The following is a 24,811-nucleotide window of genomic DNA, read 5'->3' on the forward strand; positions in this document are numbered from 1 at the left end:
CGTGCCCCGAAAGATCTGGCTCGTCGGCCTCTCCGGATCGGGGAAGAGCACCATAGGCCCGATCCTGGCGCGGCGTTTGGGCTACCGGTTCGTCGACCTGGACCGCGAGATCGAAGCGCGAGCCGGCGAATCGATCTCCCGCATGTTCCGTCGCCGCGGGGAAGGCGAGTTCCGGCGGCTCGAGGCCGACGAGTCCGCCCGCATGGCCCGAAAAAAGAACGTCGTCGTCGCGACCGGAGGCGGGTGGATGGCGCGCCGGGACATCGACCGTGCGTCCGGCGGCCGGGTACGCGTCTGGTTGCGCGTGCGCCCCGAGACCGCGATCCATCGCCTCTCCCGGGAGGGCGCCGAGGCCCGGCCTCTGCTGGCCGGAAGCGACCCCGAGGCCGCGCTCGCCACGCTGCTCGCGGCGCGGGAGGCCGCATACGCGGAGGCCGAAGTGGTGCTGGAGACGGATGGAAGGGAACCGGAAGCCGTGGTGGAGGTAGCGCTGAGGAGTCTGCGGCATTTCGCCGCCGGCCCGCAGGCGGACGGGGAAGGACCGACGGCAGGACAACAGGAGAGTTGAGAGACCGCCCGTGAATCTCGTCATCGTGGAGTCGCCGGCCAAGGCCCGCACCCTGGAGTCGTACCTCGGGGCCGGCTTCAGCGTGCAGGCATCCGTCGGCCACGTCCGGGACCTCCCCAGGAGCGGCCTCGGCGTCGACATCGACAAGGGGTTCGAGCCGGAGTACGTCACGATCGAGGGGAAGGAACCCGTCCTCCGCAAGCTGCGCGCGGCGGCGGCGAAGGCGGACTCCATCCTCCTCGCCACGGACCCCGACCGGGAGGGCGAGGCGATCGCCTATCACATCGTCGAGGCTCTGACCGCGCGCAAGCGGTCGCTGCGGGAGCGGTTCCACCGCATCACGTTCAACGAGATCACGAAGACCGCCGTGCTCGCGGCGCTCGAGCGGCCGGGAGAGATCGACCTCCCCCGCATCGAGGCCCAGCAGGCGCGCAGGATTCTGGATCGTCTCGTCGGGTACAGGGTCTCGCCGCTCCTGTGGAAGAAGATCAAGCCGGGACTCTCGGCCGGCCGCGTGCAGTCGGTCGCCGTCCGCCTGCTCGTGGAGCGCGAACGGGAACGGCGCGCCTTCCGGAGCGGCGCCTGGTGGCGTCTGCGCGCGCACCTCGCCGCGGACGGGGGCGCCTTCACGGCCGACCTCGCCGCCCTCGACGGCGTCGCGATCGCGACGGGCCGGGATTTCGACGAGCGCACCGGCGCCCTCAAGTCCGGCCGCAAGGTCGTCCTGCTGGACCGGGAACGCGCCGAGGCGCTCCGCGCGCGGTTGGCCGACGCGACCTTCACCGTCGTCAGCCTGCGGGAGAAGCGGTCGAAGCGGAGCCCGTATCCTCCGTTCACGACGGCGACCCTCCAGCAGGAGGCCAACCGCAAGCTGAACCTCGGGGCCCGGGAGACGATGCGGATCGCGCAGGCGCTCTACGAGGCCGGCCGCATCACCTACATGAGGACCGATTCCGTCACGCTCTCCGAAGCCGCGATCACGGCGATTCGAAGCCGGGTGGCGGCCCGGTACGGGAAGGAATACCTGAGCCCCTCCCCGCGGCGCTACAGGACGAAGTCCCGCTCGGCGCAGGAGGCCCACGAGGCGATTCGCCCGGCCGGCACCGACATGCGGACCGCCGATGAACTCGGGCTCACCGGCCGGCAGAAGGCGCTCTACGAGCTGATCTGGAGACGCGCGGTCGCGACGCAGATGGCCGATGCCCGGCTGCGGCATCTGAACGTGCAGGTGGATGCGGAGGAGGCGCGCTTCCGGGCCGCGGGGAAGGTGATCGAGTTCCCCGGCTTCTTCCGCGCCTACGTTGAAGGGTCCGACGATCCGGACGCGGCACTGGAGAACCAGGAGACGGTGCTCCCGGACATGCGGGAGGGTCAGACGCTCGAGAACCGCAGGCTGGAGAGCCGGAAGCACGAGACGAAGCCGCCTCCCCGCTTCACGGACGCGGCGCTCGTGAAGGAGCTGGAGGCGGACGGAATCGGGCGTCCCTCCACGTACGCCGCCATCATCTCGACCGTCGTCGATCGCGGGTACGCGGTACGGCAGGGCAAGCAACTCGTCCCCACCTTCATCGCCTTCGCGGTGACCGGCCTCCTGGAGGATCACTTCCCGAACCTCGTCGACACCGGGTTCACCTCCGAGATGGAGGAGGCGCTGGACGAGATCGCTCGCGGCAACGTGGACTGGCGCGCCTACCTCGGGGATTTCTACAGCGGCGGAGACGGGCTCGAAGCGCGGCTCGTCGAGCGCGAAGCGGCCATCGACCCGCGCGAGGCCTCGACCGTGCGGCTCCAGGATCTCACTCCCCGTGTGCGGATCGGCCGCTACGGGCCCTTCCTCGAACTCGAGAAAAACGGCGACCGGCTCACCGCCTCCCTCCCCGACGACGTGGCCCCGGCCGACCTCAGCGAGGAGCAGGCGATCGACCTCCTCCGGAAGCGGGCGGAAGGCCCGGATCGTCTCGGGGAGGACCCCGATTCCGGAGAGACCATCTACCTCATGGAGGGGCGCTTCGGCCCCTACGTGCAGCGAGGCGAGAGGGCGGACGGACAGAAGCCGAAACGCGCCTCCCTCCCGAAGAACGTGCGGCCGGAGGATGTGTCGCTGACGACGGCGCTCAAACTGCTCGCCATGCCCGCCCCGCTCGGCGCGCACCCGGAGAGCGGCGACCCGGTGAAGGTGGGCATCGGGCGCTACGGCCCGTACGTCGTCCACCAGTCGGACTACCGTTCGCTGACGGAGCACGACGACCCGCTCGACATCACGTTCGAGCGCGCCATGGAGCTGCTCTCCGCGCCCAAGACGCGGGGCCGCCGGGCGAGCGCCACGCCGCTGCGGGAAGTCGGCGCGCACCCGGATGACGGCGAGTCGATCGCGATCTACAAGGGTCGCTACGGTCCGTATGTGAAGCACGGCAAGACGAACGCGTCGCTACCCAAGGGGACGGAGCCCGACGAGGTCACGCTGGACGTGGCGCTGGACCTGCTGAGGAAGCGGAAGGAGCGCGACGCGACCAGAAAGGCGGGCGGGCGGCGCGGCGGCCCCCGCAAGAAGTCGTCGAGAAAATGACCCGGACGTCCGCGCCCGCCGATGCGGGGGCGCGAGCCCGGCGCGCATGGGTCGAAGACTTCCTTCGCTACGCCCGCGCAGAGCGCCGGCTGTCCCCCAACACCGTTTCCGCGTACCGCCGCGACCTCGATCAGTTCGAGGCCTTCGTGAGCGCGTACGAGGGGACGCACGACTGGGGCTGGGCGGACGTGCATCGCGTGTCCATCCGTTCCTTCATGGGAGAGCTCGAGTCGCGCGGGCTGAAGCGTTCCTCGATCGGCCGCAAGCTCGCCGCCGTGCGCGCCTTCTTCGCCTTCCTCCAGCGCACGGACCGGGTGGAGGCCAGCCCGGCCCGGCTCGTCCGCACCCCGCGCCGGGACCGGACGCTGCCCACCTTCCTGAGCGAGGAGGACGCCCGCGAACTGCTCGACTCCGCCGGCGAGGCGGCGCGGCGGGACGGGTCCGCGGTGGCGCTCCGGCGCTGGGCCCTCCTCGAGTTGCTCTACTCGTGCGGACTGCGCCTGGCGGAGGTGCAGGGCCTCGACGTGACCGCCGTGGACCGCCGCGCCGGGCAGGTGCGCGCGCTCGGCAAGGGCGGGAAGGAGCGCGTGGTCCCTCTCGGCCGGCCCGCGTCGGAAGCGCTCGGCGCCTACTTCGGCAAACGGGGGGAAGGCTCCTCCCGGGCCGCGTTCCTCTCCGTTCGCGGCACCCGCCTCTCGCGGCGGCAGATCCAGCGCGACGTGACGGCCCAACTCGCGCGGGTCGCGGAGGGCGACCGGCTGACCACGCATTCGCTGCGCCACTCCTTCGCGACCCACCTGCTCGACCGGGGGGCGGACCTCGTCTCGGTGAAGGAGATGCTGGGACACGCGAGTCTGAGCACGACCCGGATCTACACGCACACATCCGTGGACCGCCTCAAGCGCGTACACTCCCGGGCCCACCCACGCGGAGGAGAATGAAGAGCATGATACGAGCCACGACGATCCTCTGCGTTCGGGTCGGCGGGGAAGTCGCGATGGCGGGTGACGGCCAGGTGACGATGGGGGAGACCGTCGTCAAGGCGAAGGCGAGCAAGCTCCGCACGATGCGCGACGGCCGGATCCTGGCGGGCTTCGCCGGCGGCGTCGCCGATGCGCTCACCCTGTTCGAGAAGTTCGAGGCGCAACTCGAACGCTACCCTCGCCACCTCACCCGCGCGGCGGTGGAACTCGCGAAGGAGTGGCGGAGCGACCGCTATCTCCGGCGGCTCGAGGCGCTGCTCGCCGTCGCCGACCGCGAGACGAGCCTGCTCATCGCCGGCACGGGAGAGGTCATCGAACCGGACGATGGCATTCTCGCGCTCGGTTCCGGGGGGCCGCACGCGCTCGCCGCCGCGCGGGCCCTCGCCCGCCGCACGGAGCTGCCGGCCGCCGAGGTGGCCCGGCAGGCCCTCGAGATCGCGGCGGAGATCTGCGTGTACACGAACCGGGAGATCACGGTGCTCGAACTCCCGGGCGCCGACGACGACAACGGGAACGAGCCATGAAGACCGATATCAGCCCCGCCCCGGATCCCGGCGACCCCGGCATCGCGGCGGCGCTCACTCCGCGACAGATCGTCGAGGAACTCGACCAGTACATCATCGGACAGGACGAGGCGAAGAAGGCCGTCGCGATCGCGCTCCGCAACCGCTGGCGCCGGCGGAACGTCGACGAGGGAATGCGCGAGGAGATCCTCCCCAACAACATCATCCTCATCGGCCCGACCGGGGTGGGGAAGACCGAGATCGCCCGCCGCCTCTCCCGGCTCGCGGGGGCTCCGTTCATCAAGGTCGAGGCCTCGAAGTTCACCGAGGTGGGCTACGTCGGCCGCGATGTGGAATCGATGATCCGGGACCTCCTCGAGATCGCGATCAAGCTCGTTCGCGAGGAGCAGGAGGCCCGTCACGGGGAGATCGCCGACCGGCGGGTCGAAGAGCGCCTTCTCGATCTTCTTCTTCCTCCCGTGGCGGAGGGCGAGCCCGCGCCCGGCGCCGGCGGGGGCCCGCAGCGGCAGTTCGTCGTGTCGCTCGCGGGGCAGGCGTCCGAGACCCGCTCCGACGAGCCCTCCGAGCAGCGCAAGCAGCGCACGCGAGAGAAGCTCCGCGGCCTCCTGCGCGACGGCATGCTCGATGAGCGGGAGGTCGAAGTCGAGGTCAGCGAGAGCACGATCCCGATGCTGGATGTGGGGGGCGGCATGGAGAGCCTCGACTTCAACGTCGGGGAGGTCCTCAAGGGGGTGCTCCCGAAGAAGACGCGCCGCCGCCGGGTCACGGTGGCAGACGCACGCCGGATCCTCCGCTCCGAAGAACTCGCGAACCTGGTCGACATGGAGGAGGTCACGGAGCAGGCGCTCCGCCGGACCGAGAGCATGGGAATCGTCTTCCTCGACGAGATCGACAAGGTCGCCGGAAAGCACGGCGGCGCCGGACCCGACGTTTCGCGCGAGGGCGTGCAGCGGGACCTCCTGCCCATCGTCGAGGGGTCCACGGTCCAGACGCGGCACGGGATGGTCCGCACGGACCACATCCTGTTCATCGCCGCCGGGGCCTTCCACATCGCGAAGCCCTCGGATCTGATCCCCGAACTCCAGGGCCGGTTCCCGATCCGCGTCGAACTCGAGAGTCTGGACGCGGAGGCGTTCACGCGCATCCTCCAGGAGCCTCGCTACGCCCTCCTGGCGCAGTACCAGGCACTCGTGGAGACCGAGTCCGCCCGGCTCGAGTTCGAGGAGAGCGCGGTCCGCGAGATCGCCCGCATCGCGAGCCAGGTGAACGAACGGACGGAGAACATCGGCGCCCGGCGTCTCCACACCGTGCTCAGCACGCTCCTGGAGAAGATCCTCTTCGATCTGCCGGAGGCGCGGGCGAACGAGACGATCACCGTCGACGCGGACTTCGTGCGGGACCGCCTGTCGCGCATCGCGGACGACGAAGATCTGCGACGGTATATCCTGTAGGCGGAAACCCGAGGACGCACGAAGCCATGGACCGGACCCGACACTTTCTCTCGATCGCCGACTGGTCGCCCGAGCGGCTGCGCGAGGCGCTCGACCTCGCGGACCGCCTGAAGGCCGACCCCGACGCGGCGGGCCGCCCCCTCGCCGGGAAGACGCTCGCCATGATCTTCACCAAGAGTTCGACCCGCACCCGGGTGTCGTTCCAGGTGGGGACGCACCAACTGGGCGGGCAGGCGCTCTTCCTTTCCGCGCGCGACATCCAGATCGGGCGCGGGGAACCGCTCTCCGATACGGCCCTGGTCCTGTCGCGCTTCGTGCACGGGATCATGATCCGGACGTTCGCGCAGTCCGATGTCGAGGCGCTGGCCGAACACGGTTCCATTCCCGTCATCAACGGACTCACGGATCTCCTGCACCCCTGCCAGATCATGGCGGATCTGCAGACCGCGCGCGCCGAGTTCGGCCCCGACCTGTCGGGACGGACCGTGGCCTGGATCGGCGACGGCAACAACGTCGCGAACTCGTGGTTGAACGCGGCCGCGAAACTCGGCTTCCGGCTCCGTCTCGCCTGCCCCGAGGGCTACGATCCGGACCCCTCCATCCTCGCCGCCGCGGGACGCGCGACGCGGGTCGATCTCTTCCGGGCGCCCGCGGAAGCGGCCGAGGGCGCGCACGTCGTGACGACGGACGTGTGGGCCTCGATGGGGCAGGAGGAGGAGGCCGCGGAACGCGCGCGGGCCTTCGAGGGCTACCATGTGGGCGCGGAGATCATGGCCCGCGCCGCCGACGATGCGATCTTCCTCCACTGCCTGCCCGCGCACCGCGGCGAGGAAGTCGGGGCCGAAGTCATCGACGGACCCGCGTCGCGCGTGTGGGACGAGGCGGAGAACCGGCTCCACTCGCAGAAGGCGATCCTCACCATGCTCATGGGAGCGGCCTCGTGAAGGACCTGAAAGAAACTCCGCTGTTCGAAGAACACGTCCGGCTGGGCGGAAAGATCGTCCCCTTCGCCGGCTACGCGATGCCCGTCCAGTATCCGACCGGCATCAGGGCGGAACACCGCGCCGTGCGCGAGAAGTCGGGCCTGTTCGACGTCTCCCACATGGGAGAGTTCCGTGTCCGCGGCGAGGACGCGCAGGCGTTCGTGGCCTACGCGACGACGAACGACCCCTCGCGCCTGGAGCCGGGAGACGCCCAGTACAGCGCGATGTGCCACGAGACCGGCGGCGTCATCGACGACCTCATCGTCTACTGCATGGGCGAGGCGGATTATCGGCTCGTCGTGAACGCGGCCAACATGGCCAAGGACTGGGCGCACCTCGCCGGGCTCGCCAAGGGGTTCGACGTGAGAATGACGGACGAGAGCGATGAGATCGCCCTCCTCGCCCTCCAGGGTCCGTTGGCGGAGGTGATGCTGGCGCCGCTGACCGACCAACCGCTGGCGGAGATCGACTACTACCGCTTCGTGCACGGCGACGTCGCGGGCGCGCCGTGCGTCATCAGTCGGACCGGATATACGGGGGAGATCGGGTTCGAACTCTACATGCCGAATGCGTACGCGGCGCCGACGTGGCGGGCGCTCGTCGCGGCCGGCGCCGTCCCCACGGGCCTGGGAGCCCGCGACTCGCTCCGGCTCGAGATGGGCTACGCGCTCTACGGCAACGACGTGGACGACGAGACGACCGCGCTCGAGGCCGGGCTCGGGTGGCTCGTGAAGCCCGCCAAAGGCGACTTCGTGGGAGCGGAAGCCCTTGCCGCGCAGCGCGCCGCCGGCCTCACCCGCAAGCTGCGCTTCCTCAGGCTGCTCGAGCGGGGCTTCCCGCGGCCGGGCTACGACGTCCGATTCCAGGGGGAGGCCGTCGCCGTCGTCCGCAGCGGCACCGTGAGTCCTTCCATGGGGTACGGGATCGCGACGGCCTACCTGCCGGTGGCCGCCGGGTTCGGCGACGCGGTCGAGATCATGATCCGGGGGAAGGCGATCGCGGCCGAGGTCGTCCGCCCGCCCTTCTATCCACGCGGCTCGCTGCACCGGATCGCGCCGCGGATCGCCGTCATGACCATCTCCGATGCCGTCCACGCCGGGGAGCGGGAGGACGGTTCCGGGGCCCTCATCGAGAAGTGGATCCGGGGGCGGGCCTATTCGCTGTCCGGCGCGGACGTCGTTCCCTGCGAGAACGACGCGATCAGCTCCCGCCTCCTGCACTGGTGCGACGTGCGGGGGGTCGACGTCGTTCTCACGACGGGCGGCATCGGCCTTGCGGTCCGCGACGTGACGCCCGAAGCGACGCGCACCGTCCTTGAGCGCCACGCGCCGGGGATCGCCGAGATGCTGCGCCGCGCCGGCGCCGAGTCGACGCCGTACGCCGCGCTCGGTCGCGGGCTGACGGGGATCCGCGGCGAGACGCTCATCATCAATCTGCCCGGGAACCCGGGCGGCGTCTCCGACGGCCTCGCCGCGCTCGAATCCGTGATCGACCACGCGGTCGATCTGCTGCGCGGCGAAACCGTGCACGCCTCCCCGGGCGGCTGATGGCGCGCGTCTTCGTCGACGGGCGCGCGGTGGAGTCCGCCATCGCCGTCCGGCAGGCCGTGCAGGCCGACGGGCACGAGGTCGAGTTCGTGGAGTCGGTGCGCGAACTCGAGGGACGGCTCGGCGGGGCGGCCGACGTTGCCCTGGTCCTCACGGGCCCGCCCGGCGAATCGCGCGCCGCCGCGATGCGCGGACTGTTCGAGGCGGAGATTCCGCGCCCTCCGGTGCTCGGACTCACGGAGGAGACCCACCCCGATGCGCGCCGCGGGCTGGCGCGGTCCTTCGATCTCGACGAGGCGCTCTCGCTTCCCGTCGATCCCGACGAAATGCGGGTCGTCCTGCAGACGCACCTCGACCGCTACGACCTCCAGCGACAGACGGGGATCATCGGGCGCACCGAGGCCGTGCGCGAGATCCTGGAGCGGGTGCACATGATCGCCCCCGTGATGAGCACCGTCCTCCTGACGGGCGAGAGCGGGACCGGAAAGGAACTCGTGGCGCGGGCCTTTCACCGGCTGTCCCCGAGGCGCGCGAAGGCCTTCATCGCGGTGAACTGCGCCGCCCTCCCCGAGTCGCTGCTCGAATCCGAATTGTTCGGGCACGAGAAGGGCGCCTTCACCGGGGCGACCTCGCTGCGGCGGGGGATGTTCGAACTCGCCGATGGCGGCACGCTCCTCCTCGACGAGATTGCCGAGATGCCGCTCCCCACCCAGACGCGGCTCCTGCGGGTGCTCGAGAGCCGCCGCTTCATGCGGGTGGGCGGGGACCACGAGATCCAGGTCAGCGTGCGCGTCGTCGCCGCCACGAACCGCGACCTCAGGCAGGCGGTCGAGACCGGGGAATTCCGCCGCGACCTGTACTACCGGCTCAACGTCCTCAACGTCCACGTCCCCCCGCTCCGCGAGCGGCGCCGCGACATCCCCGTCCTCATCCGCCGCTTCATCTCGGAGTTCAGCCGCCAGCACGACCGGGAATTCCGCGGACTCGCTCCGGACGCGCTCCAGATCCTCCTCGACTACGACTGGCCGGGGAACGTCCGGGAACTCCGCAACCTGATCGAGTCCATGGTCGTCCTCGCGCCCGGCTCCGTCATACGTCCGGAGGACATTCCGCCCGAGATCCGGTCGGGGGGCGTGAGCCTCGTGCCATCCCCCGCGCGCATCGCGCCTCCGGTCGACGCGGGCGCCGGATCCATCCCGAGTTCACCGCAACTCGCGTTCGTCTTCCGCACCCTCGTGGACCTCAAGGTGGACATCGATGACCTCAAGCGGGAGTTCGAGGCCTACAGGTCGGGTGCCCGCCAACTCCCTCCGGCCCCCTCCGGGGGCGGGGTCGTGGACGACATCGAGGACGCGATCGAGATCGACATCACCGACGCGGTCGACGCGATCGATGCGACCCCGGCCGAAGTCGCCTCACCGACCGAGGGCGGCCCGGCCGCGGAGGACAGCTCGGTCCCGGAGGACGCGGACGTGATCGCGATCCGGCCCGGGATGACGATGGAGGAGATCGAGCGCGCGGCGATCATCGCCGTGCTCCGCCAGGCCGGAGGCAACCGGCGCCGGGCGGCGGAGGCGCTCGGCATCGGCGAACGCACGATCTACCGCAAGATCCGGAAGTACGGCATCGACCACTAGCCTCGCATCCGGCGGGGGCGCCGGCCGCGTCACACCGCCGAGCCGGCCTCCGCGCGGGCCTTCAGCCCTCGTGCGACATCGTTGAACCCGCGTCGCACGAACCCGCCGAAGAGCAGCATCACGAGCGGGATGAGAAGGCCCGAGAAGTCATCCGACGTCCGGTATCGGCAGCGCCCCTCTCCGACGGCTTCCAGGCGCTGCTCCCGCAGGGCCGAGATGAGGAGACGGTGGCCCATCGTCGTGCTCCACGCGATGAGGTGCGGCGGCTCGACGGCCTCGATCCGCTCGACCTGTTTCAGTCTCCAGGGTCCCATCCTCACGTACAGTTCGACCGGCGAGCCGATCTTGAAGTCCGTGGCGACCGAGGGCGTGAACGGGTTCCATTCGCCGTAGCGCTCGAAGTCCGTGAGGATGTCCCACGCCCGTTCGATCGGCGCGTCGATTTCCACGGCCTCCGAACGCACATGCCCCTTGAACAGGGCGCTGCCCTTCCGCTGCGGTTTCACTCCGATTCCCCCGCGGCGAACCCGCGCACACCCTCCTCGCCGGGTCGCGGGTGTCGCGCCAGCAGCGCCGCGCTTTCCCGCCACAGTCGCGCTCCGGCGGCGGCGTCCATCGCCGGCGCGGACATCTCCTTCTCCCGCATCAGGTGCAGGTAGACCCCGCTGCGCCGACCCAGGTCCTCAGCGCAGCACGCATGGGTCACGGGCGCCGCCGCCTTGCGGGGCGCCGCGAAGAGCAGGCGTTTCGCCGGGTGGAGCAGCGGCTTCAGCCACCACGGCGCTTCCCGCATGAGGTCGGAGTCGACCGCGCCCGGGCACAGCGAGTTCACGGCGATCCGTACGTCTCCCTCCGGGTTCAGCCGGCGCGACAGTTCCTGCGCATAGGTACACAGGTGCAGTTTGCTCAACGCATAGTACTTCAGGCCGTCTCTCAGGCCGTAGTCGGCAAAGGCGCCGAAGCTGCCGAAGTCGATCGACTCGGCGGCTCGATGCGTTTCGGACACGATGAAGACGATTCTCGGGATCTCTCCACCGCGGCCGCCCGGCCGAACGACGCCGTCCGCCAGGAGTCGGTCGATGAGCACGCGGTTGGCCAGGAAATGGACCGCGAACATCAACTCGTAGCCCTGGGCCGATCTCCGAGCCTTCGCCGGCATCACCCCGGCGTTGAGGACGAGGATGTCCACCGTGCGCCGCTCGCGTTCGAGCCCGTCGCACAGCGCGTGCACGGAGTCGAGGTCGGCGAGGTCCACGCGAAGCATGTCGACCGCGTCGGAACCCGCGAGCCGCCGGACGTCCTCCCCCGCAGCGGGATGTCCGCCGCGGCAGGCCATGAGCACCTCGGCGCCGCGTTTCGCCAGGTCGACCGCCACCGCCTTGCCCAGCCCCCGGTTGGCCCCCGTGACCAGGCAGACCTTTCCGTCGAGGCGGACGCGCTCCGGGACCGGGCTCAGCGTGGGGCGCTGGAAGAAACGATCGACGACCCCGCTGGCGAAGGCCTTCAGCTTCCGGTTGTATTTCACGTGACGACCTCGTCCGGTATCCGGTATTCCCGCCGGTAGGCCGCGGAATGCCGGTCTATGGTCTCCTCGTCGAGACCGAAGCTGGCCGGCGAGTAGACGTGCCTCCCGTGGCCGTCCTTCCCGCTTCGTTCGGAGACGTTCCTCGCCGCGTCCGCGGCTTCGTCCGTGAAGTCGATTCCCGCGGCCCCGTAGATCCTGCGCAACTCGCCGACCGGATCCGCGATCAGGTCGTAGAACGATACATCGACGAACACATGCTCGGCCGCGCCCCGCCGCACGCTCATGGAGCGCTCCATCATCCGGCGGATCTTCCTCATCCAGTGCGCCCCGATCTCCGGCGGATCCACACGGTCGCTGAAGATGCCGCGTCCGTGCGCCACCATGCTGCAGAACGACGGCACCGCTTTCTTCGGATCCCGATGCGTCTGGATGACGCACACGTCGGGGAAGACATCGAGGATGACGTCGAGATGTTCCATGTGATGCGGCGTCTTCAGCACCCAGCAATCGCCCGGGCGCTGCCAGTGCAGGATCTTCAGCACCGTGAGCAGGTACTCGTAGCACTTCGTGTGGTCCCGGGCTTCGAGCCACCGCGAATAGCTCGGCACGTGCATCGCCGCTTCCGGCGCCTGGCTCATGAACGAGAGATCGAGCAGAAGGACGTCCTCCTCCGGCGCGTCCCAGGCCATGGGGTGGACGGCGCGGAAATCGGGCGCCAGGAACCCGATGGCTCGCGCGGCGCGTTTCGCCTGACGCATGCGGCGCCGCGGAGCCCCCGTCCCTTCGTCCCCGAGAGGCACGGGGCTGAGCACTTCCCACGCACGCAGGGCGCGAACCCCCGGGTCCGCCGCGAGCAACCGGTGCAGCGTCGTCGTCGCGGTGCGCTGCAGGCCCGCGATGAGGAGGATTCGCCCCAGGTCCACGTCGAGAATCTCGGGGTGTTCCCGAAGCAACCGTGCCGCGCGCAGCCGAATCGCCAGGGCCGATACGATCCGCGCGCGCTGAATCGTCGCGCCGAGCGGCGTCAGTCGCGCCTCCGCGTTGATCGATTCGACGAGCACCTCGAGGGGTTCCAGGAACCACTCATCGCCGAAGTCCGAGAGTCCCGTCCGCCGCCTCGCGGCGGCGACCATGCGGCCGACGTCCAGGGCGCCGCCGAAGCCGAACCTCCGGGCCGCCCGCCCCACCCGGTTGAAGAGGGACACGGCCAGGGGGCGGTACGGCCTGCGGTACTCCGTCGAGGTCCGCACCGGGCCGCCTACGCCTCGCGAAGCGCGCGCAGCTCAGAGAGCTTCACGAGCCGCGTTCGCGGCTGCGGGTGCTCCGCGGCCCGGATCCACCGGAAGCACATCGTCCCCGACGTGTGGCCCGCCGTCTCCAGCCAGTTCGGGAGCCCGGGATCCTCGTGGCAGACGACGAGGCGTACGGAACCGTCCTCCTCATGGTGCGCGAGGTGCTTGTTCGTGTGGATCGTGTGATAACGGTAGTCCAGCGACTCCATCCAGTAGTTGTTCAGTTGGAAGTTCCAGTGCTCGCACTCGGGCGGCATCGCTTCGATGAGGAGCGCTTCGTCGTCGGCCACGGCCCAGTGACTGTGGTAGTAGGCGATGTTCGGGTCGCCGCCCGCCTGAAGCGACACCTCCGGATCGAACATGGGCAGCGTGTTCGAGTGTTTCCGGAAGCCGCGCGCCCAGTTCGCGAACAGCATCGACGCGCCCGCCACCAGCGTACCGGCGGACTTCAGTCCCTCATCGAGTTGTTCCGGCGTGAGCGGGCGGGGTCGCTTCTCGTCCTCCGCGCACCCGATGCGCTCGATGCGAAGTTCGGCCGGCGCCTCCGTCTCCCGGTCGAGGAAGGTCTGGCGCACGATCAGCGTGCGGCTCTCCGCCGTCATCGGCAGCCAGTTCCCGCCGTGGCGCCGGCCGCTGACGATGAGTTCGAAGGTCCCGTCCTCGTCGATCTCCATCTCGCCGGCCTCGATGTAACCGGTGGGGGGCAGGCCGCCGCTCTGCCCGTAGTGGCCGGCCTGGGTGCCGAAACCGAGGTACGTCACGGTGTTGCGCCGCCCGGAGATCCGGTACTCGAAGTCGCCGTGAATGGCGGCCGTCTGGTAGTAGTTGTCGGGGTTGTCGCTCCCCAGCTTCACCGTCTCGTGGGCCACGCGGTGCAGCACGGGCGCCCGCGGGTCGGCGTGTTCCACGAAGGCCATGAGCCCCCCGCGGGCCAGGCGGCTGAGATACCGGTATCCCTCCGCCTGGTCGAACGGGTCGCGCGGCGCGCCGGGGAAGGTCAGCGCGGCCCCCGCCGCCTTCAGCGTGTCGCAGAATTCGTCCCACGCCTTGCCGCTGACCACGCGCTGCGCGGCGACGTCCGCGGGCGTCCGGCCCCGGAGCTTCCGCGCCCCGAGCGAGAGGCGCCGAAAGAGCCCGAGCAGTCCGATGATGAACTTTCTCATCGCGTCTCCCCTCCGCCCGTCCCGTGGCCTCAAGCGCGGTGGCTTCGAGCGGCTAGCCGGTCTTCGCCTCGGCAAGGAGGGCGGCGATGCTCTCCCGCAGCGTGTCGACGCCGGCGCCGGTGCGCGCGGACGTCTCCACCAGTTGATCCGCATCGAGTTCGAGCGCCTCGCGCAACTGCTCCGTCGCCCGCCGTCGCCCGGACCGGTTCAGCTTGTCCGACTTCGTGAGCGCGAAGAGCGTCGGCGTGCCCGTCGCCCCCAGGAAGTCGATCATCCGCTCGTCGTCGTCCGTGAGTCCGCGGCGCGCGTCCACGAGCAGCACGAGTCCGAGCAGCTTCGGCGTCCGGCGCAGATACCCGTCGATCAGCCGCCCCCACTTCTTCCGCACGGTCTTCGGCGCCTTCGCGAACCCGTAGCCCGGCAGATCGACGAGCATGTAACGGTCGTCGACGAGGAAGAAGTTGATCTCGCGCGTCCGTCCGGGCTGCTTCGAGGTCCGCGCGAGGCTCTTCCGTCCCACGAGCCGGTTGAGCAGGGAGGACTTGCCGACGTTCGAGCGCCCGGCGATCGCGATCTGGGGGAGGTCGCGCGGCGGCTTCTGGCCGACCGCGCCGACCGCGCCGACGAACTCGACCGTCCTGACGTGCGCGACGACCCTGTCAGCCGGCGGCAAGGTCCGTTACGCCTCCCTGCGCTTCGCCTCGGGCTCGAGGATGAGGAGCGGCTGGTTGCTCTCCTCGACGGTTTCGCGCGTGACGACGACCTCGCGGATGTCCATGCGTCCCGGCAGGTCGAACATCACGTCGAGCATGATGGATTCCATCACGGCCCTCAGTCCGCGGGCGCCCGTTCCGCGGTCGATCGTCTTGCGCGCGATCGCGCGCAGCGCCTCCGGGTCCAGCGTGAGGCCCACACCCTCGAGTTCGAACATCTTCGTGTACTGCTTGAGCAGCGCGTTCTTCGGACGCTGCAGGATCTCGACCAGCGCATCCTCGTCGAGGTCGTGCAGCGCCACGAGTACCGGGAGCCGGCCGACGAGTTCGGGGATGAGTCCGTAGCGGAGCATGTCCTCGGGTTCGACGCAGGCGAGGAGGTTCTCCTCGTCGTTCGGCGCCACCGCCCCCGCGATGAGGTCATCCCGGAAACCGATCTGCCGGCGGCCCTGCCGTTCCTGGATGATCTCCTCGAGGCCGTCGAAGGCGCCGCCGCAGATGAAGAGGATGTTCCGCGTATCGATCTGGATGTACTCCTGCTGCGGATGCTTGCGCCCGCCCTGCGGAGGCACGGACGCCACCGTCCCCTCGAGGATCTTGAGGAGCGCCTGCTGGACGCCCTCGCCGGAGACGTCGCGCGTGATCGACGGGTTGTCCGATTTGCGCGCGATCTTGTCGATCTCGTCGATGTAGACGATGCCGCGCTCGCACTCCGCCACGTTGTATTCGCCCGCCTGCAGGAGCCGGACGAGGATGTTCTCGACATCCTCCCCCACATATCCCGCCTCGGTGAGCGTCGTCGCGTCCGCGATCGTGAACGGGACCTGGAGAATCCGCGCCAGCGTCTGCGCGAGCAGCGTCTTGCCCACCCCCGTGGGACCGAGCAGCAGGATGTTCGACTTCTCGATCTCGACATCGTCGACGAGACTGCGGTGGTTGATCCGCTTGTAGTGATTGTAGACGGCGACCGAGAGCGTCTTCTTCGCCACCTCCTGCCCGATCACGTACTCGTCGAGCGTCGCCTTGATCTCGGACGGCGTCGGGATCTCCGTGAAGCGCCCGCCCTGTTCGCGTTCCTCTTCCTCGGCGAGGATCTCGTTACAGAGCGAGATGCACTCGTTGCAGATATAGACGTTGGGTCCGGAGATGAACTTCTGGACGGCGTCCTTGGACTTGCCGCAGAAGGAGCAGCGCAGGTGCTTGTCGCTCGGCATCGTCGCCTCCCCTCGGTCCCTCGGGTTGCCCCGGCCCTACTTCGCGACGGCGGGACCGGGCCGGCCGTTCTTGCCGTCCACCTCCGCCTCGCGCGCGACGACCAGGTCGATGAGCCCGTACTCCCGCGCTTCCTCGGGCGACATGAAGCGGTCGCGGTCGACATCCTCGGCGATCCGCTCGAGGTCCTGCCCTGTGTGTTCGGCGAGAATCCCGTTGAGCCGCTCGCGGGCGTTGAGGATTTCCTTCGCCTGGATCTCGATGTCCGCCGCCGTCCCGTACGAGCCGCCGGAAGGCTGGTGGATCATGATCCGCGCGTTCGGCAGCGAGCGCCGCCTGCCGGGCGTGCCGGCGGCGAGCAGGAACGCTCCCATCGACGCCGCCATCCCCATGCACATCGTCGCCACCGGGGCGTTCAGGAACTGCATCGTGTCGTAGATCGCGAGTCCCGCCTGGACGCTTCCCCCCGGCGAGTTGATGTAGATGTTGATCTCGCGCTCCGGGTTGTCCGCCTCCAGGAAGAGCAACTGGGCGATCACCACGTTCGCCACATCGTCGTTGATCGGAGCCCCGAGGAAGACGATCCGGTCCATGAGGAGACGCGAGAAGATGTCGTACGTGCGTTCCCCGCGGCTCGACCGTTCGATGACATACGGTGCGAATATCGTGCTCAAATCAGTCCCTCACGTGGTTTGCGAAGCCCATCAGCTCACGTCCGAGCCGTCGATCAGAAACCGGAACGCCTTGTCGATGGCGAAACGGCGGCGGAGGGGGTCGAGCTGCTTCTCCCTCGCGAGCTGCCGGCGTATCTCCACCAGGCTCTTGCCCCTCGCCTTCCCCAGTTCCGACAGGCGCTCGTCGAATTCCTCGCTCGACAAATCGAGTCCCTGATCCTCGATGAGTCGCCCGAGCACCAGATCCCGCTTGATCTGACGCTCCACCTCCGGGGTCACGGACCGGCGGGCCTCCTCGACCCGCTCGGGATCCGCTCCCTCGGGGGCGTCGATCACCCGGTCAAGATAACGCGACGTGAGACTCGGCGGCACCTCGAAGGCGTTGGCTTCGATCACCGCGTCGAGGAGTCGTTCGCCGACTTCCTCATCCGCCTGACGTTCACCCCGCGCCAGGAGTTCCTTCCCCACCGCTTCGCGAAGTTCAGCCAGCGTCCCGAAATCTCCGATCTCGCTCGCGAACTCGTCCGTGAGGTCCGGAAGCTCGCTGGCACGGACGTCATCGAGGCGGATCTGCAGCGATCGCGTGGTGCCCGCGAGTTCCTCGGCCCCGAAGTCGTCCGGATAGGAGACCGTGAACGTGCCCTCCTCGCCGGGCGTGAGCGTGAGGATCGCGTCTTCGACATCCGGAATCGCGTAGCCCGCGCCCAGCTCGAACCGATACGGTTTCTCCGCCGCCCCGTCGCCTCCTTCGTGTTCCCTGATCGCCACGGCGACGACGTCCCCGCTCCGCGGCGCCCGGTCCACGGGCTGGAGCACGGCGTTTTCCTTGCGGATGTTCTCGATGACCTCGTCGATGTCCGCGTCCGCGACGGCCACCTCGCGCCGCTTGACGCGGAACCCGCCGGTCCTCGCAAGCTCGATCGCCGGCATCACCTCCACGTCGATGCGGAACGAGAGCCGCTCCCCGGGCCGGTAGTCGAGTTCGCTCACCACGGGTTCCCCAATGGTGGAGAGGTCGTGCCGCTGCACGGCGTCCCGGAACGCCCGGTTGACGAGGGCATCGACGGTTCGTTCGTCGATGAGGGGACCGTAGCGTTCCTCGACGATCCGCACCGGGACCTTCCCCTTCCGGAACCCCTTGATGCGGGTCGTCTTCCGGAGTCGGGCGGCTTCCCGTCGCCGCGTCGCCGCCACCTGCGCGGGGTCCACGGATACGTCGAGACGGCGCAGGTAGTCGTTCTCCTGCTTGATCGCGACGTCGAACGGATCCGTCGCGGCGGCTTGTGAATCGGCTGGGCTCAAGGTCGGTATGGCTCCCGCTCAGGTCTCCGCACGGGCCAACTGCCGGCAGTCTGCGGCACGAAGTGCGAAAGGGGGGATTCGAACCCCCACGGCCAAGGGCCACCAGCTCCTAAGGCTGGCGCGTCTGCCAATTCCGCCACTTTCGCGCGAACCCGCCAGGTCGAACGCAGCGCCGGGATCGGCCGGGAATCTCGGCACCGGCCGGAACGGGGGCAAGCAAGAATCCCCGTCCCGCCCGGCGCCCCGCGAATCAGCGTTCCGGGATCACGACGCTCCGGAAAGCGTTCTGTCGACGCCCGTCCAGCAGCAGAATATCGAGTTGCACGCTCAGCGCATCGCCGGGCCCCAGCCCGGAGATGATGCGCTCGTAGTCGGCGCGCCCCTGAATCACCTCGCCGTTGATGTCGACGATACGGGTCCCTTCGGGAAGGCGCAGCCGCCCCACCGCGCCCCTCCGATCTCCGCCGACGATGACGACACCCTTGAACCCGGGGTCGATCCTGTACTGCGCATGTTCCCTGGCTTCGACTTCGGCATCGTCTTTTACTGCCAGACCGAGGACATCGCCGGTCGGCTCGGTCGGCTCGGAGCGTGCCGCGACCTGTGGCGGCGCGTCGTCGTCCGCCGAGATGAGGCGGACACGCGCCCGGTCGCGCTCCAGCGTGGAGCGGCGCACGACGTCCAGTTCCACCGTCTCCCCCGGCTCGAAGGCGCGGATCCGCCGCTGCAGTTCCGAAACGCCGGAGACGGGCTCCCCCGCCACGCCGACGATGACATCGCCGCCTTCCAGTCCGGCCAGCAGGGCGGGGCTGTCGTCGAAGGAGAAGGTCTGGATCTTCGCGCCCTCGACGCGCTCCAGGCCGTAGAACGCGGCATCCGCGGCGTTGACGTCGGTAATCGAGACGCCGATGAGCGCCCGCCGCACCTCACCGAATTCGATCAGGTCGTCGACAACCTCGCGGGCGAGTTCGATCGGGACCGCGAAGCCGTACCCCTGGTAGCTCCCCGTCGTCGACAGGATCGCCGTGTTGATTCCGATCACCTCGCCCTCCGCATTCACCAGCGGCCCGCCCGAGTTGCCCCGGTTGATGACCGCATCCGTCTGGATGAAGTCCTCGATCGCGAGCGGGTTGCGGTTCCGGAGGATGGAGATGTTGCGCCCCTTGGCGGAGACGATCCCCGCCGTCACGGATGAGAGCAGCGGTCCCGGTGCCGTCCGGAAGCCGGGACTCCCGATGGCGAGCACCCACTCGCCCACGGCGGTCTCGTCGCTGGAGCCGATGGGAAGGACGGCGATGTCGTCCGCCTCGAGCCTGAGCAGCGCCACGTCGGTCTGCGGATCGCGCCCCACGAGTTCCACGTTGTCGAGGACCCGTCCATCGTGAAGTTCGATGTCGATGCGCTCCGCGCCCGCGACCACGTGGTTGTTCGTCACTACGTAGCCGGCCTCCGAGACGATGAAGCCGGATCCGCTCCACTCGACGGTCTGTGGCCGCCGCTCCTCCTCGCGGTTCCGGGCGGAATCGGGCGGGAACTCGAACCCCGGCGGGAACTCGAACCCCGGCGGCGGCTCGAACCCGGGCGGTAACGGGGAAGCATTCGGGAACGAGGTCTCCCGCTCCGCCGTCAGGTAGATCGTCACCACCGCGGGAGCCACGCGCTCCGTCACGTCGGCGAAGCCGTTCCCCATCGTCATCCCGGCGCCGGCGGGGGCCCCGATCACCCACCCCGGGTCCCGGTTGCTGTCCGCCGCGATCGAGACCGGGGTCAGGTCCAGAACCGAAGCCAGCCCCACGCCGAACGCGAACGCGATCGCCGTCGCGATCAGAAGATTCAGTCGAGTACGCAGCGAGTCGCTCATCCCTCTATCTCCCTCTCCCGGCCGTATCGTCCAGCGGCCGAAGTCCGAATATAGCAGCCCGAATCGGCGTTTCTCCAACTCCCCCGCCAATGACGGTGACCGGACCGGGCCCGTCACCCCCGAACGCCGCACCATGGGATGAACGGCGCGCGACCCGGGGTTGCCCGTGGGCCGGGCTCCCGGGTCGCGCGGTGAGACGCTGTCGGCGGAGGGCTACTTGTCGTCGGACTCCTCGACGATCTCGTAGTCCGCCTCGACGACTTCCACTTCGCCGGCGTCGTCCGCCTCCACCTCGACTTCGGCCTCTTCGTCGCCAGCGCCCGGCATGTCGCCCGGCGAGGCGTCGGCCCCCATCCCGGCCGCGGCGTACATCTTCTGCGCCGCCGCGCCGACCGCTTCCTGGATGGCCGTGGTCGCCTCGGCCACTTCCTCGGTGTCGTCCTGCTTGAGCGCCGCACGCCCCCGCTCCAGCGTCTCCTCGATCGCGGACCGGTCCGCGTCGTCGAGCGACTCCTTCCAGTCCTCGAGGTTCTTCTCCGTCTGGTACAAGAGGGAGTCGAGCCGGTTGCGGGCCTCCACGGTCTCGCGCCGCTCCTGGTCCTCCGCCGCATGCGATTCCGCGTCCCTCACCATGCTCTCGATCTCGGCGTCGGAGAGCCCCGAAGAGGCCTCGATGCGGATCTTCTGCTCCTTGCCCGTCGCCTTGTCCTGGGCGCTCACGTGCAGGATGCCGTTCGCGTCGATGTCGAACGTGACCTCGACCTGGGGCACGCCGCGCGGCGCGGGCGGGATGCCGGTGAGCTGGAAGCGGCCGATCGTCTTGTTGCCGCTCGCCATCTTCCGCTCGCCCTGCAGCACGTGGATGTCGACCGTGTTCTGGTTGTCTTCCGCGGTCGAGAAGATCTCCGACTTCTTCGTGGGGATCGTCGTGTTGCGCTCGATGAGCGACGTCATGACGCCGCCCAGCGTCTCGATCCCGAGCGAGAGCGGCGTGACGTCGAGCAGCAGCACGTCCTTCACGTCGCCGCCGAGCACGCCGCCCTGGATCGCGGCCCCGATGCCCACGACCTCGTCCGGGTTCACGCCCTTGTGCGGGTCCTGGCCGAAGAAGTCCTTCACGACTTCCTGGATCTTGGGGATCCGGGTCGAGCCGCCGACGAGGATGACCTCGTCGATCTCGTCGACGGAGAGTCCCGCGTCCGCCAGCGCCTTCTCCATCGGCGGAATCGTGCGCTGGATCAGGTCGTCCACCAGCTGCTCGAACTTCGCCCGCGAGAGGGAGAGGTTGAGGTGCTTGGGCCCCGACGCGTCGGCCGTGATGAAGGGGAGGTTGATGTCCGTCTGCATCGTCGAGCTGAGCTCGATCTTCGCCTTCTCCGCCGCCTCCTTGAGGCGCTGCAGCGCCATTGGGTCCGCCGACAGGTCGATCCCCTGGTCCTTCTTGAACTCGTCCACGAGCCAGTTGATGAGGCGCTGGTCGAAGTCGTCTCCGCCCAGGTGCGTGTCGCCGTTCGTGGCCTTCACCTCGAACACGCCGTCCCCGAGTTCGAGCACGGAGATGTCGTAGGTGCCGCCGCCGAGGTCGAACACCGCGATCTTCTCGTCCGACTTCTTGTCGAGCCCGTAGGCGAGCGCGGCGGCCGTCGGCTCGTTGATGATCCGGCGCACCGTGAGACCGGCCACGCGGCCCGCGTCCTTCGTCGCCTGCCGCTGGGCGTCGTTGAAGTAGGCCGGGACCGTGATCACCGCCTCGGTCACTTCCTGTCCCAGGTAGTCCTCGGCCGTCTGCTTCATCTTCTGCAGCACCATGGCCGAGAGTTCGGGCGGCGTGAAGGTCTTGTCCGCGTGCGCGATCCGCACCTGGACGCGGTCCTGGTTGTCGCCCTGGATGTCGTAGGTGACGAGCTTCATCTCCTCGCCCACCTCGGACCGCTTGCGGCCCATGAAGCGCTTGATCGAGGCGACGGTGTTGAGCGGGTTCGTGACGGCCTGCCGCTTCGCGACCTGCCCGACGAGCCGCTCACCCTCCTTCGTGAAGGCGACCACCGAGGGCGTGGTGCGCGCGCCCTCCGCGCTCGGGATGACGACGGGGTCTCCACCTTCCATTACCGCGACGACCGAGTTCGTCGTCCCGAGATCGATTCCGATGATCTTGCCCATTGCTCTTCCTTGCCTTGTGCTTGTCCGCTGCTTCCGCTGGTTCCGTCCCAGTCCGCTGTTTCCGTCCCGGGGCCCCAATCGCGCGGGCGCCGCCTCGTTCCGGCACGCCCGCGAACGAAGACACACATTGCAATCGCCGTGCCGCACCGCCGGCCGCCCGTCCGCCGTCTTTTCCGACAAAATGGCACTTGGGGGAGCCGCGCTCCGACATGGGGTGCCAAAGTGGCATGAAAAGGGGCACGGTTGTGGCGCGGAACACGGGACGGGGTATGTTCTCCGGGCTCCCGTCGCCCCGAACCCTCAGCCGGAGTGCGCCGATGTCCCAGCGTCGCGATCCTTCCCGCTCCGCAGCCGCGGCACCCTCGGCGATGCCGCGCGGGAGATGGCTGGTCCTGACCGTGGTTACCGTGCTGGGCGTCGGGCTGGCCGCGGGCGCGGCGCCGCTGGCTGCGCAGGGACTCGAGGGGGTGGGGGGCGCGATCGACGAGCCGTTCTTCTCCCGCCTGGCGCGGGGCCTGCTCGGGATCGCCTTCCTGCTCACCACGGTGTGGCTCTGCTCGGCCCACCGCAGGTCGATCTCGTGGCCGCTCGTCGCGAAGGGGCTCGGGCTTCAGATCGCCTTCGCGCTCCTCGTTCTCAAGACGGGGATCGGTCACACCTTCTTCAGCGCCGTCAACGACATCTTCGTCGCGCTCATCGGGTACACGAACGACGGGTCGCGCTTCGTGTTCGGGTCGCTCGTCGACTACGGGACTCCGGTCGAAGGGGGCGCGGGCGGCGTGGTGAACATCGGCGCGAATTTCGCCTTCAGCGTCCTGCCCACGATCATCTTCTTCTCTTCTCTCATGGCCCTCGCCTATCACCTGGGGTTCATGCAGCGGGTCGTGCGGGGCGTCGCGTGGGCGATGCAGCGCACCCTGGGGACGAGCGGCGCGGAGACGACCTCGGCCGCCGGCAACATCTTCGTCGGCCAGACCGAGGCGCCGCTCCTCATCCGGCCCTTCGTGGACCGGATGACGATGTCGGAACTCAACACCGTGATGACGGGCGGCTTCGCGACCGTGGCGGGCGGCGCGCTCGCGGCGTACGTCGCGATCCTCGTGGGGGTATTCCCGGGGATCGCGGGACACCTGCTGGCGGCGAGCATCATGGCGGCGCCCGCGGGGATCGTGGTGAGCAAGATGCTGATGCCCGAGACGGAGGAACCCGAGACGCGCGGCACGCTGGACATCGACCCGCCCCAGGCGCACGCGAACGTGATCGACGCGGCGGCCGGCGGGGCGGGGGACGGGCTGAAGCTCGCCCTGAACGTCGGGGCCATGCTGCTTGCCTTCCTCGCCATCATCGCTCTGGGGAACGGCGTCATCGGCTGGGTGACCGGGCTGTTCGGCGTGGAGGGAATCACGCTCGAGCGGATCTTCGGCTGGGTTTTCGCCCCGGTGGCCTGGCTCATCGGCGTGCCGTGGGCGGATGCGGTCGAGGTGGGGACGCTGTTCGGCGTGAAGATGGTCGCGAACGAGTTCCTCGCCTTCACGAATCTCGGGGCCGGGCTCGCCGGCGACCTTCAGCTCTCGAACAAGTCGCTCATCATGTGCACCTACGCGCTGACGGGCTTCGCGAACTTCAGCTCCATCGCGATCCAGATCGGGGGCATCGGCGGGATCGCCCCCGGTCGCCGAGAGGATCTGTCGAAGCTCGGCCTGCGGGCGATGCTCGGGGGGACGGTGGCGACGTGGATGACGGCGACGCTGGCCGGAGTCCTCGCGTGACTCGTGCGGCCGCGGACATCCAGGCCGGCGTCGAGGCGGCGGCCGCGGTGCTGCGAGCCCGCGTCGAGGACCGGCTGGACGGCGACGCGCCGCACGTCGCGATCACGATGGGTTCGGGACTCGGCGGCCTCGGGGAGGAGATCGAGGATCCGGTGCGGGTGCCCTACGAGGATCTTCCCGGCTGGCCTCGCCCCACGGTCATCGGCCACGCCGGCCACGCGCTCATCGGGACCCTCGGCGGCCGGCCCGTCCTGGGCCTGAGCGGACGCGTCCACCTCTACGAGGGTGGCCCGCCGGAGCGCGTTGTCTTCTACGTGCGCGTCGCGGCGGCCCTGGGCATCCCGGTCCTCTTCCTCTCGAACGCGGCGGGGGCGATCGGCGAAGGCTGGCACCCCGGCGAACTCATGCTGATCTCCGACCACCTGAACCTGACCGGCACGAGCCCCCTCATCGGCCCCGTGGTGGGGGCGGAGAGTCGTTTCCCGGACCTGACGTTCGCCTACGACCCCGAGCTACGGGCGATCATGCGCGAGACCGCCGCCGAACTGGATCACAAACTCCACGAGGGCGTCTACGCCGCGATGCACGGCCCCGCCTTCGAGACCCCGGCCGAGATCCGCATGCTGCGGACGCTCGGCGCCGACGCCGTCGGCATGTCCACCGTCCCCGAGGTCATCGCGGCGCGCGCCCTCGGTATCCGCTGCGTCGCCGTCTCCTGCCTCACGAACTACGCCGCCGGGGTCCTCGACGAACCGCTGAACCACGAGGAAGTACTGGAGACGACAAAGCTCGCCCAGGCCGACTTCCAGCGCCTCGTCGCCGAGTCCATCCGCCGGTTCCCGTAGCATGTAGCATGGCGGCCCGTTCCCTCGCCCTGGCCC

20 protein-coding genes and 1 tRNA gene are annotated in these 24,811 nt (G+C 69.3%); 10 read left to right on the forward strand and 11 right to left on the reverse strand.

The window, feature by feature from the left end; translation table 11 throughout:
• Position 1: 1 nt before the first annotated feature.
• The 8 genes from ACOGI9_RS00945 to ACOGI9_RS00980 are packed head-to-tail and all read left to right on the forward strand — an operon-like array spanning position 2 to position 10,259.
• Positions 2–568, forward strand: coding sequence for a shikimate kinase (locus tag ACOGI9_RS00945; protein WP_419858046.1), 567 nt, complete (start codon positions 2–4; stop codon positions 566–568).
• Between the two features lie 10 nt (positions 569–578).
• Complete coding sequence (gene topA / locus ACOGI9_RS00950; RefSeq protein WP_419858047.1) at positions 579–3,134, forward strand: type I DNA topoisomerase; 2,556 nt, start codon at positions 579–581, stop codon at positions 3,132–3,134.
• Positions 3,131–4,075, forward strand: a complete 945-nt coding sequence (locus tag ACOGI9_RS00955) for a tyrosine recombinase XerC (RefSeq protein ID WP_419858048.1) — start codon at positions 3,131–3,133, stop codon at positions 4,073–4,075. The genes topA and ACOGI9_RS00955 overlap by 4 nt, the downstream gene beginning before the upstream one ends.
• A 5-nt stretch (positions 4,076–4,080) precedes the next feature.
• A complete protein-coding gene (gene hslV, locus ACOGI9_RS00960) occupies positions 4,081–4,641 on the forward strand; it encodes an ATP-dependent protease subunit HslV (RefSeq protein ID WP_419859307.1) in 561 nt (186 codons plus the stop codon).
• The gene (gene hslU, locus ACOGI9_RS00965; RefSeq protein ID WP_419858049.1) at positions 4,638–6,092 is read left to right on the forward strand and encodes an ATP-dependent protease ATPase subunit HslU; all 1,455 of its coding nucleotides are present in this window, start codon (positions 4,638–4,640) and stop codon (positions 6,090–6,092) included. The genes hslV and hslU overlap by 4 nt, the downstream gene beginning before the upstream one ends.
• Positions 6,093–6,118: 26 nt before the next feature.
• Positions 6,119–7,036, forward strand: a complete 918-nt coding sequence (gene argF / locus ACOGI9_RS00970; protein ID WP_419858050.1) for an ornithine carbamoyltransferase — start codon at positions 6,119–6,121, stop codon at positions 7,034–7,036.
• Positions 7,033–8,622: a glycine cleavage system aminomethyltransferase GcvT gene (gene gcvT, locus ACOGI9_RS00975; RefSeq protein ID WP_419858051.1), complete on the forward strand. Its 1,590-nt coding sequence runs from the start codon at positions 7,033–7,035 to the stop codon at positions 8,620–8,622. Before argF ends, gcvT begins: the two co-directional genes overlap by 4 nt.
• On the forward strand, positions 8,622–10,259 hold the full coding sequence (locus ACOGI9_RS00980; RefSeq protein WP_419858052.1) for a sigma-54 interaction domain-containing protein: 1,638 nt from the start codon (positions 8,622–8,624) through the stop codon (positions 10,257–10,259). The genes gcvT and ACOGI9_RS00980 overlap by 1 nt, the downstream gene beginning before the upstream one ends.
• Before the next feature lie 29 nt (positions 10,260–10,288).
• On the opposite strand, the gene ACOGI9_RS00985 is transcribed toward ACOGI9_RS00980, so the two are convergent.
• From ACOGI9_RS00985 to dnaK, 11 genes are all read right to left on the reverse strand, one after another.
• The gene (locus tag ACOGI9_RS00985) at positions 10,289–10,765 is read right to left on the reverse strand and encodes an SRPBCC domain-containing protein (RefSeq protein WP_419858053.1); all 477 of its coding nucleotides are present in this window, start codon (positions 10,763–10,765) and stop codon (positions 10,289–10,291) included.
• Entirely contained in the window at positions 10,762–11,784 is a 1,023-nt protein-coding gene (locus ACOGI9_RS00990) for an SDR family NAD(P)-dependent oxidoreductase (protein ID WP_419858054.1), read from the reverse strand. Before ACOGI9_RS00990 ends, ACOGI9_RS00985 begins: the two co-directional genes overlap by 4 nt.
• Positions 11,781–13,034: a sulfotransferase family protein gene (locus ACOGI9_RS00995; RefSeq protein ID WP_419858055.1), complete on the reverse strand. Its 1,254-nt coding sequence runs from the start codon at positions 13,032–13,034 to the stop codon at positions 11,781–11,783. Before ACOGI9_RS00995 ends, ACOGI9_RS00990 begins: the two co-directional genes overlap by 4 nt.
• Positions 13,035–13,042: 8 nt before the next feature.
• Entirely contained in the window at positions 13,043–14,239 is a 1,197-nt protein-coding gene (locus tag ACOGI9_RS01000; protein WP_419858056.1) for a DUF1214 domain-containing protein, read from the reverse strand.
• A 52-nt stretch (positions 14,240–14,291) separates the two neighbouring features.
• Positions 14,292–14,912: a ribosome biogenesis GTP-binding protein YihA/YsxC gene (gene yihA / locus ACOGI9_RS01005; RefSeq protein ID WP_419858057.1), complete on the reverse strand. Its 621-nt coding sequence runs from the start codon at positions 14,910–14,912 to the stop codon at positions 14,292–14,294.
• Positions 14,913–14,918: 6 nt separating this feature from the next.
• On the reverse strand, positions 14,919–16,166 hold the full coding sequence (clpX, locus tag ACOGI9_RS01010) for an ATP-dependent Clp protease ATP-binding subunit ClpX (RefSeq protein ID WP_419858058.1): 1,248 nt from the start codon (positions 16,164–16,166) through the stop codon (positions 14,919–14,921).
• A gap of 36 nt (positions 16,167–16,202) precedes the next feature.
• Positions 16,203–16,838: an ATP-dependent Clp protease proteolytic subunit gene (locus ACOGI9_RS01015; RefSeq protein ID WP_419858059.1), complete on the reverse strand. Its 636-nt coding sequence runs from the start codon at positions 16,836–16,838 to the stop codon at positions 16,203–16,205.
• 30 nt (positions 16,839–16,868) lie between these two features.
• Entirely contained in the window at positions 16,869–18,140 is a 1,272-nt protein-coding gene (gene tig, locus ACOGI9_RS01020; protein ID WP_419858060.1) for a trigger factor, read from the reverse strand.
• 63 nt (positions 18,141–18,203) lie between these two features.
• A tRNA-Leu gene (locus tag ACOGI9_RS01025) sits at positions 18,204–18,286 on the reverse strand.
• Between the two features lie 104 nt (positions 18,287–18,390).
• Positions 18,391–20,001 (reverse strand): trypsin-like peptidase domain-containing protein, encoded by a 1,611-nt coding sequence (locus ACOGI9_RS01030; protein WP_419858061.1) that lies wholly within the window; start codon positions 19,999–20,001, stop codon positions 18,391–18,393.
• 213 nt (positions 20,002–20,214) lie between these two features.
• Positions 20,215–22,161, reverse strand: coding sequence for a molecular chaperone DnaK (gene dnaK, locus ACOGI9_RS01035; protein WP_419858062.1), 1,947 nt, complete (start codon positions 22,159–22,161; stop codon positions 20,215–20,217).
• A gap of 368 nt (positions 22,162–22,529) precedes the next feature.
• Between dnaK and ACOGI9_RS01040 the strand changes: the two genes are divergently transcribed.
• Positions 22,530–23,930 (forward strand): NupC/NupG family nucleoside CNT transporter, encoded by a 1,401-nt coding sequence (locus ACOGI9_RS01040; protein ID WP_419858063.1) that lies wholly within the window; start codon positions 22,530–22,532, stop codon positions 23,928–23,930.
• On the forward strand, positions 23,927–24,775 hold the full coding sequence (locus tag ACOGI9_RS01045) for a purine-nucleoside phosphorylase (protein ID WP_419858064.1): 849 nt from the start codon (positions 23,927–23,929) through the stop codon (positions 24,773–24,775). The genes ACOGI9_RS01040 and ACOGI9_RS01045 overlap by 4 nt, the downstream gene beginning before the upstream one ends.
• The last annotated feature ends 36 nt before the right edge of the window (positions 24,776–24,811 follow it).

The organism is Candidatus Palauibacter irciniicola (assembly GCF_965208695.1).
Taxonomy (GTDB): Bacteria; Gemmatimonadota; Gemmatimonadetes; order Palauibacterales; family Palauibacteraceae; genus Palauibacter; species Palauibacter irciniicola.

Excerpts from the sequence above, each read along its gene's own strand:
- dnaK (WP_419858062.1), bottom strand. The coding sequence starts at position 22,161 with ATGGGCAAGATCATCGGAATCGATCTCGGGACGACGAACTCGGTCGTC.
- ACOGI9_RS00955 (WP_419858048.1), top strand. The coding sequence starts at position 3,131 with ATGACCCGGACGTCCGCGCCCGCCGATGCGGGGGCGCGAGCCCGGCGC.
- ACOGI9_RS00980 (WP_419858052.1), top strand. The coding sequence starts at position 8,622 with ATGGCGCGCGTCTTCGTCGACGGGCGCGCGGTGGAGTCCGCCATCGCC.
- ACOGI9_RS01040 (WP_419858063.1), top strand. The coding sequence starts at position 22,530 with ATGCCGCGCGGGAGATGGCTGGTCCTGACCGTGGTTACCGTGCTGGGC.
- ACOGI9_RS01030 (WP_419858061.1), bottom strand. The coding sequence starts at position 20,001 with ATGAGCGACTCGCTGCGTACTCGACTGAATCTTCTGATCGCGACGGCG.
- argF (WP_419858050.1), top strand. The coding sequence starts at position 6,119 with ATGGACCGGACCCGACACTTTCTCTCGATCGCCGACTGGTCGCCCGAG.
- clpX (WP_419858058.1), bottom strand. The coding sequence starts at position 16,166 with ATGCCGAGCGACAAGCACCTGCGCTGCTCCTTCTGCGGCAAGTCCAAG.
- hslU (WP_419858049.1), top strand. The coding sequence starts at position 4,638 with ATGAAGACCGATATCAGCCCCGCCCCGGATCCCGGCGACCCCGGCATC.
- hslV (WP_419859307.1), top strand. The coding sequence starts at position 4,081 with ATGATACGAGCCACGACGATCCTCTGCGTTCGGGTCGGCGGGGAAGTC.
- ACOGI9_RS01000 (WP_419858056.1), bottom strand. The coding sequence starts at position 14,239 with ATGAGAAAGTTCATCATCGGACTGCTCGGGCTCTTTCGGCGCCTCTCG.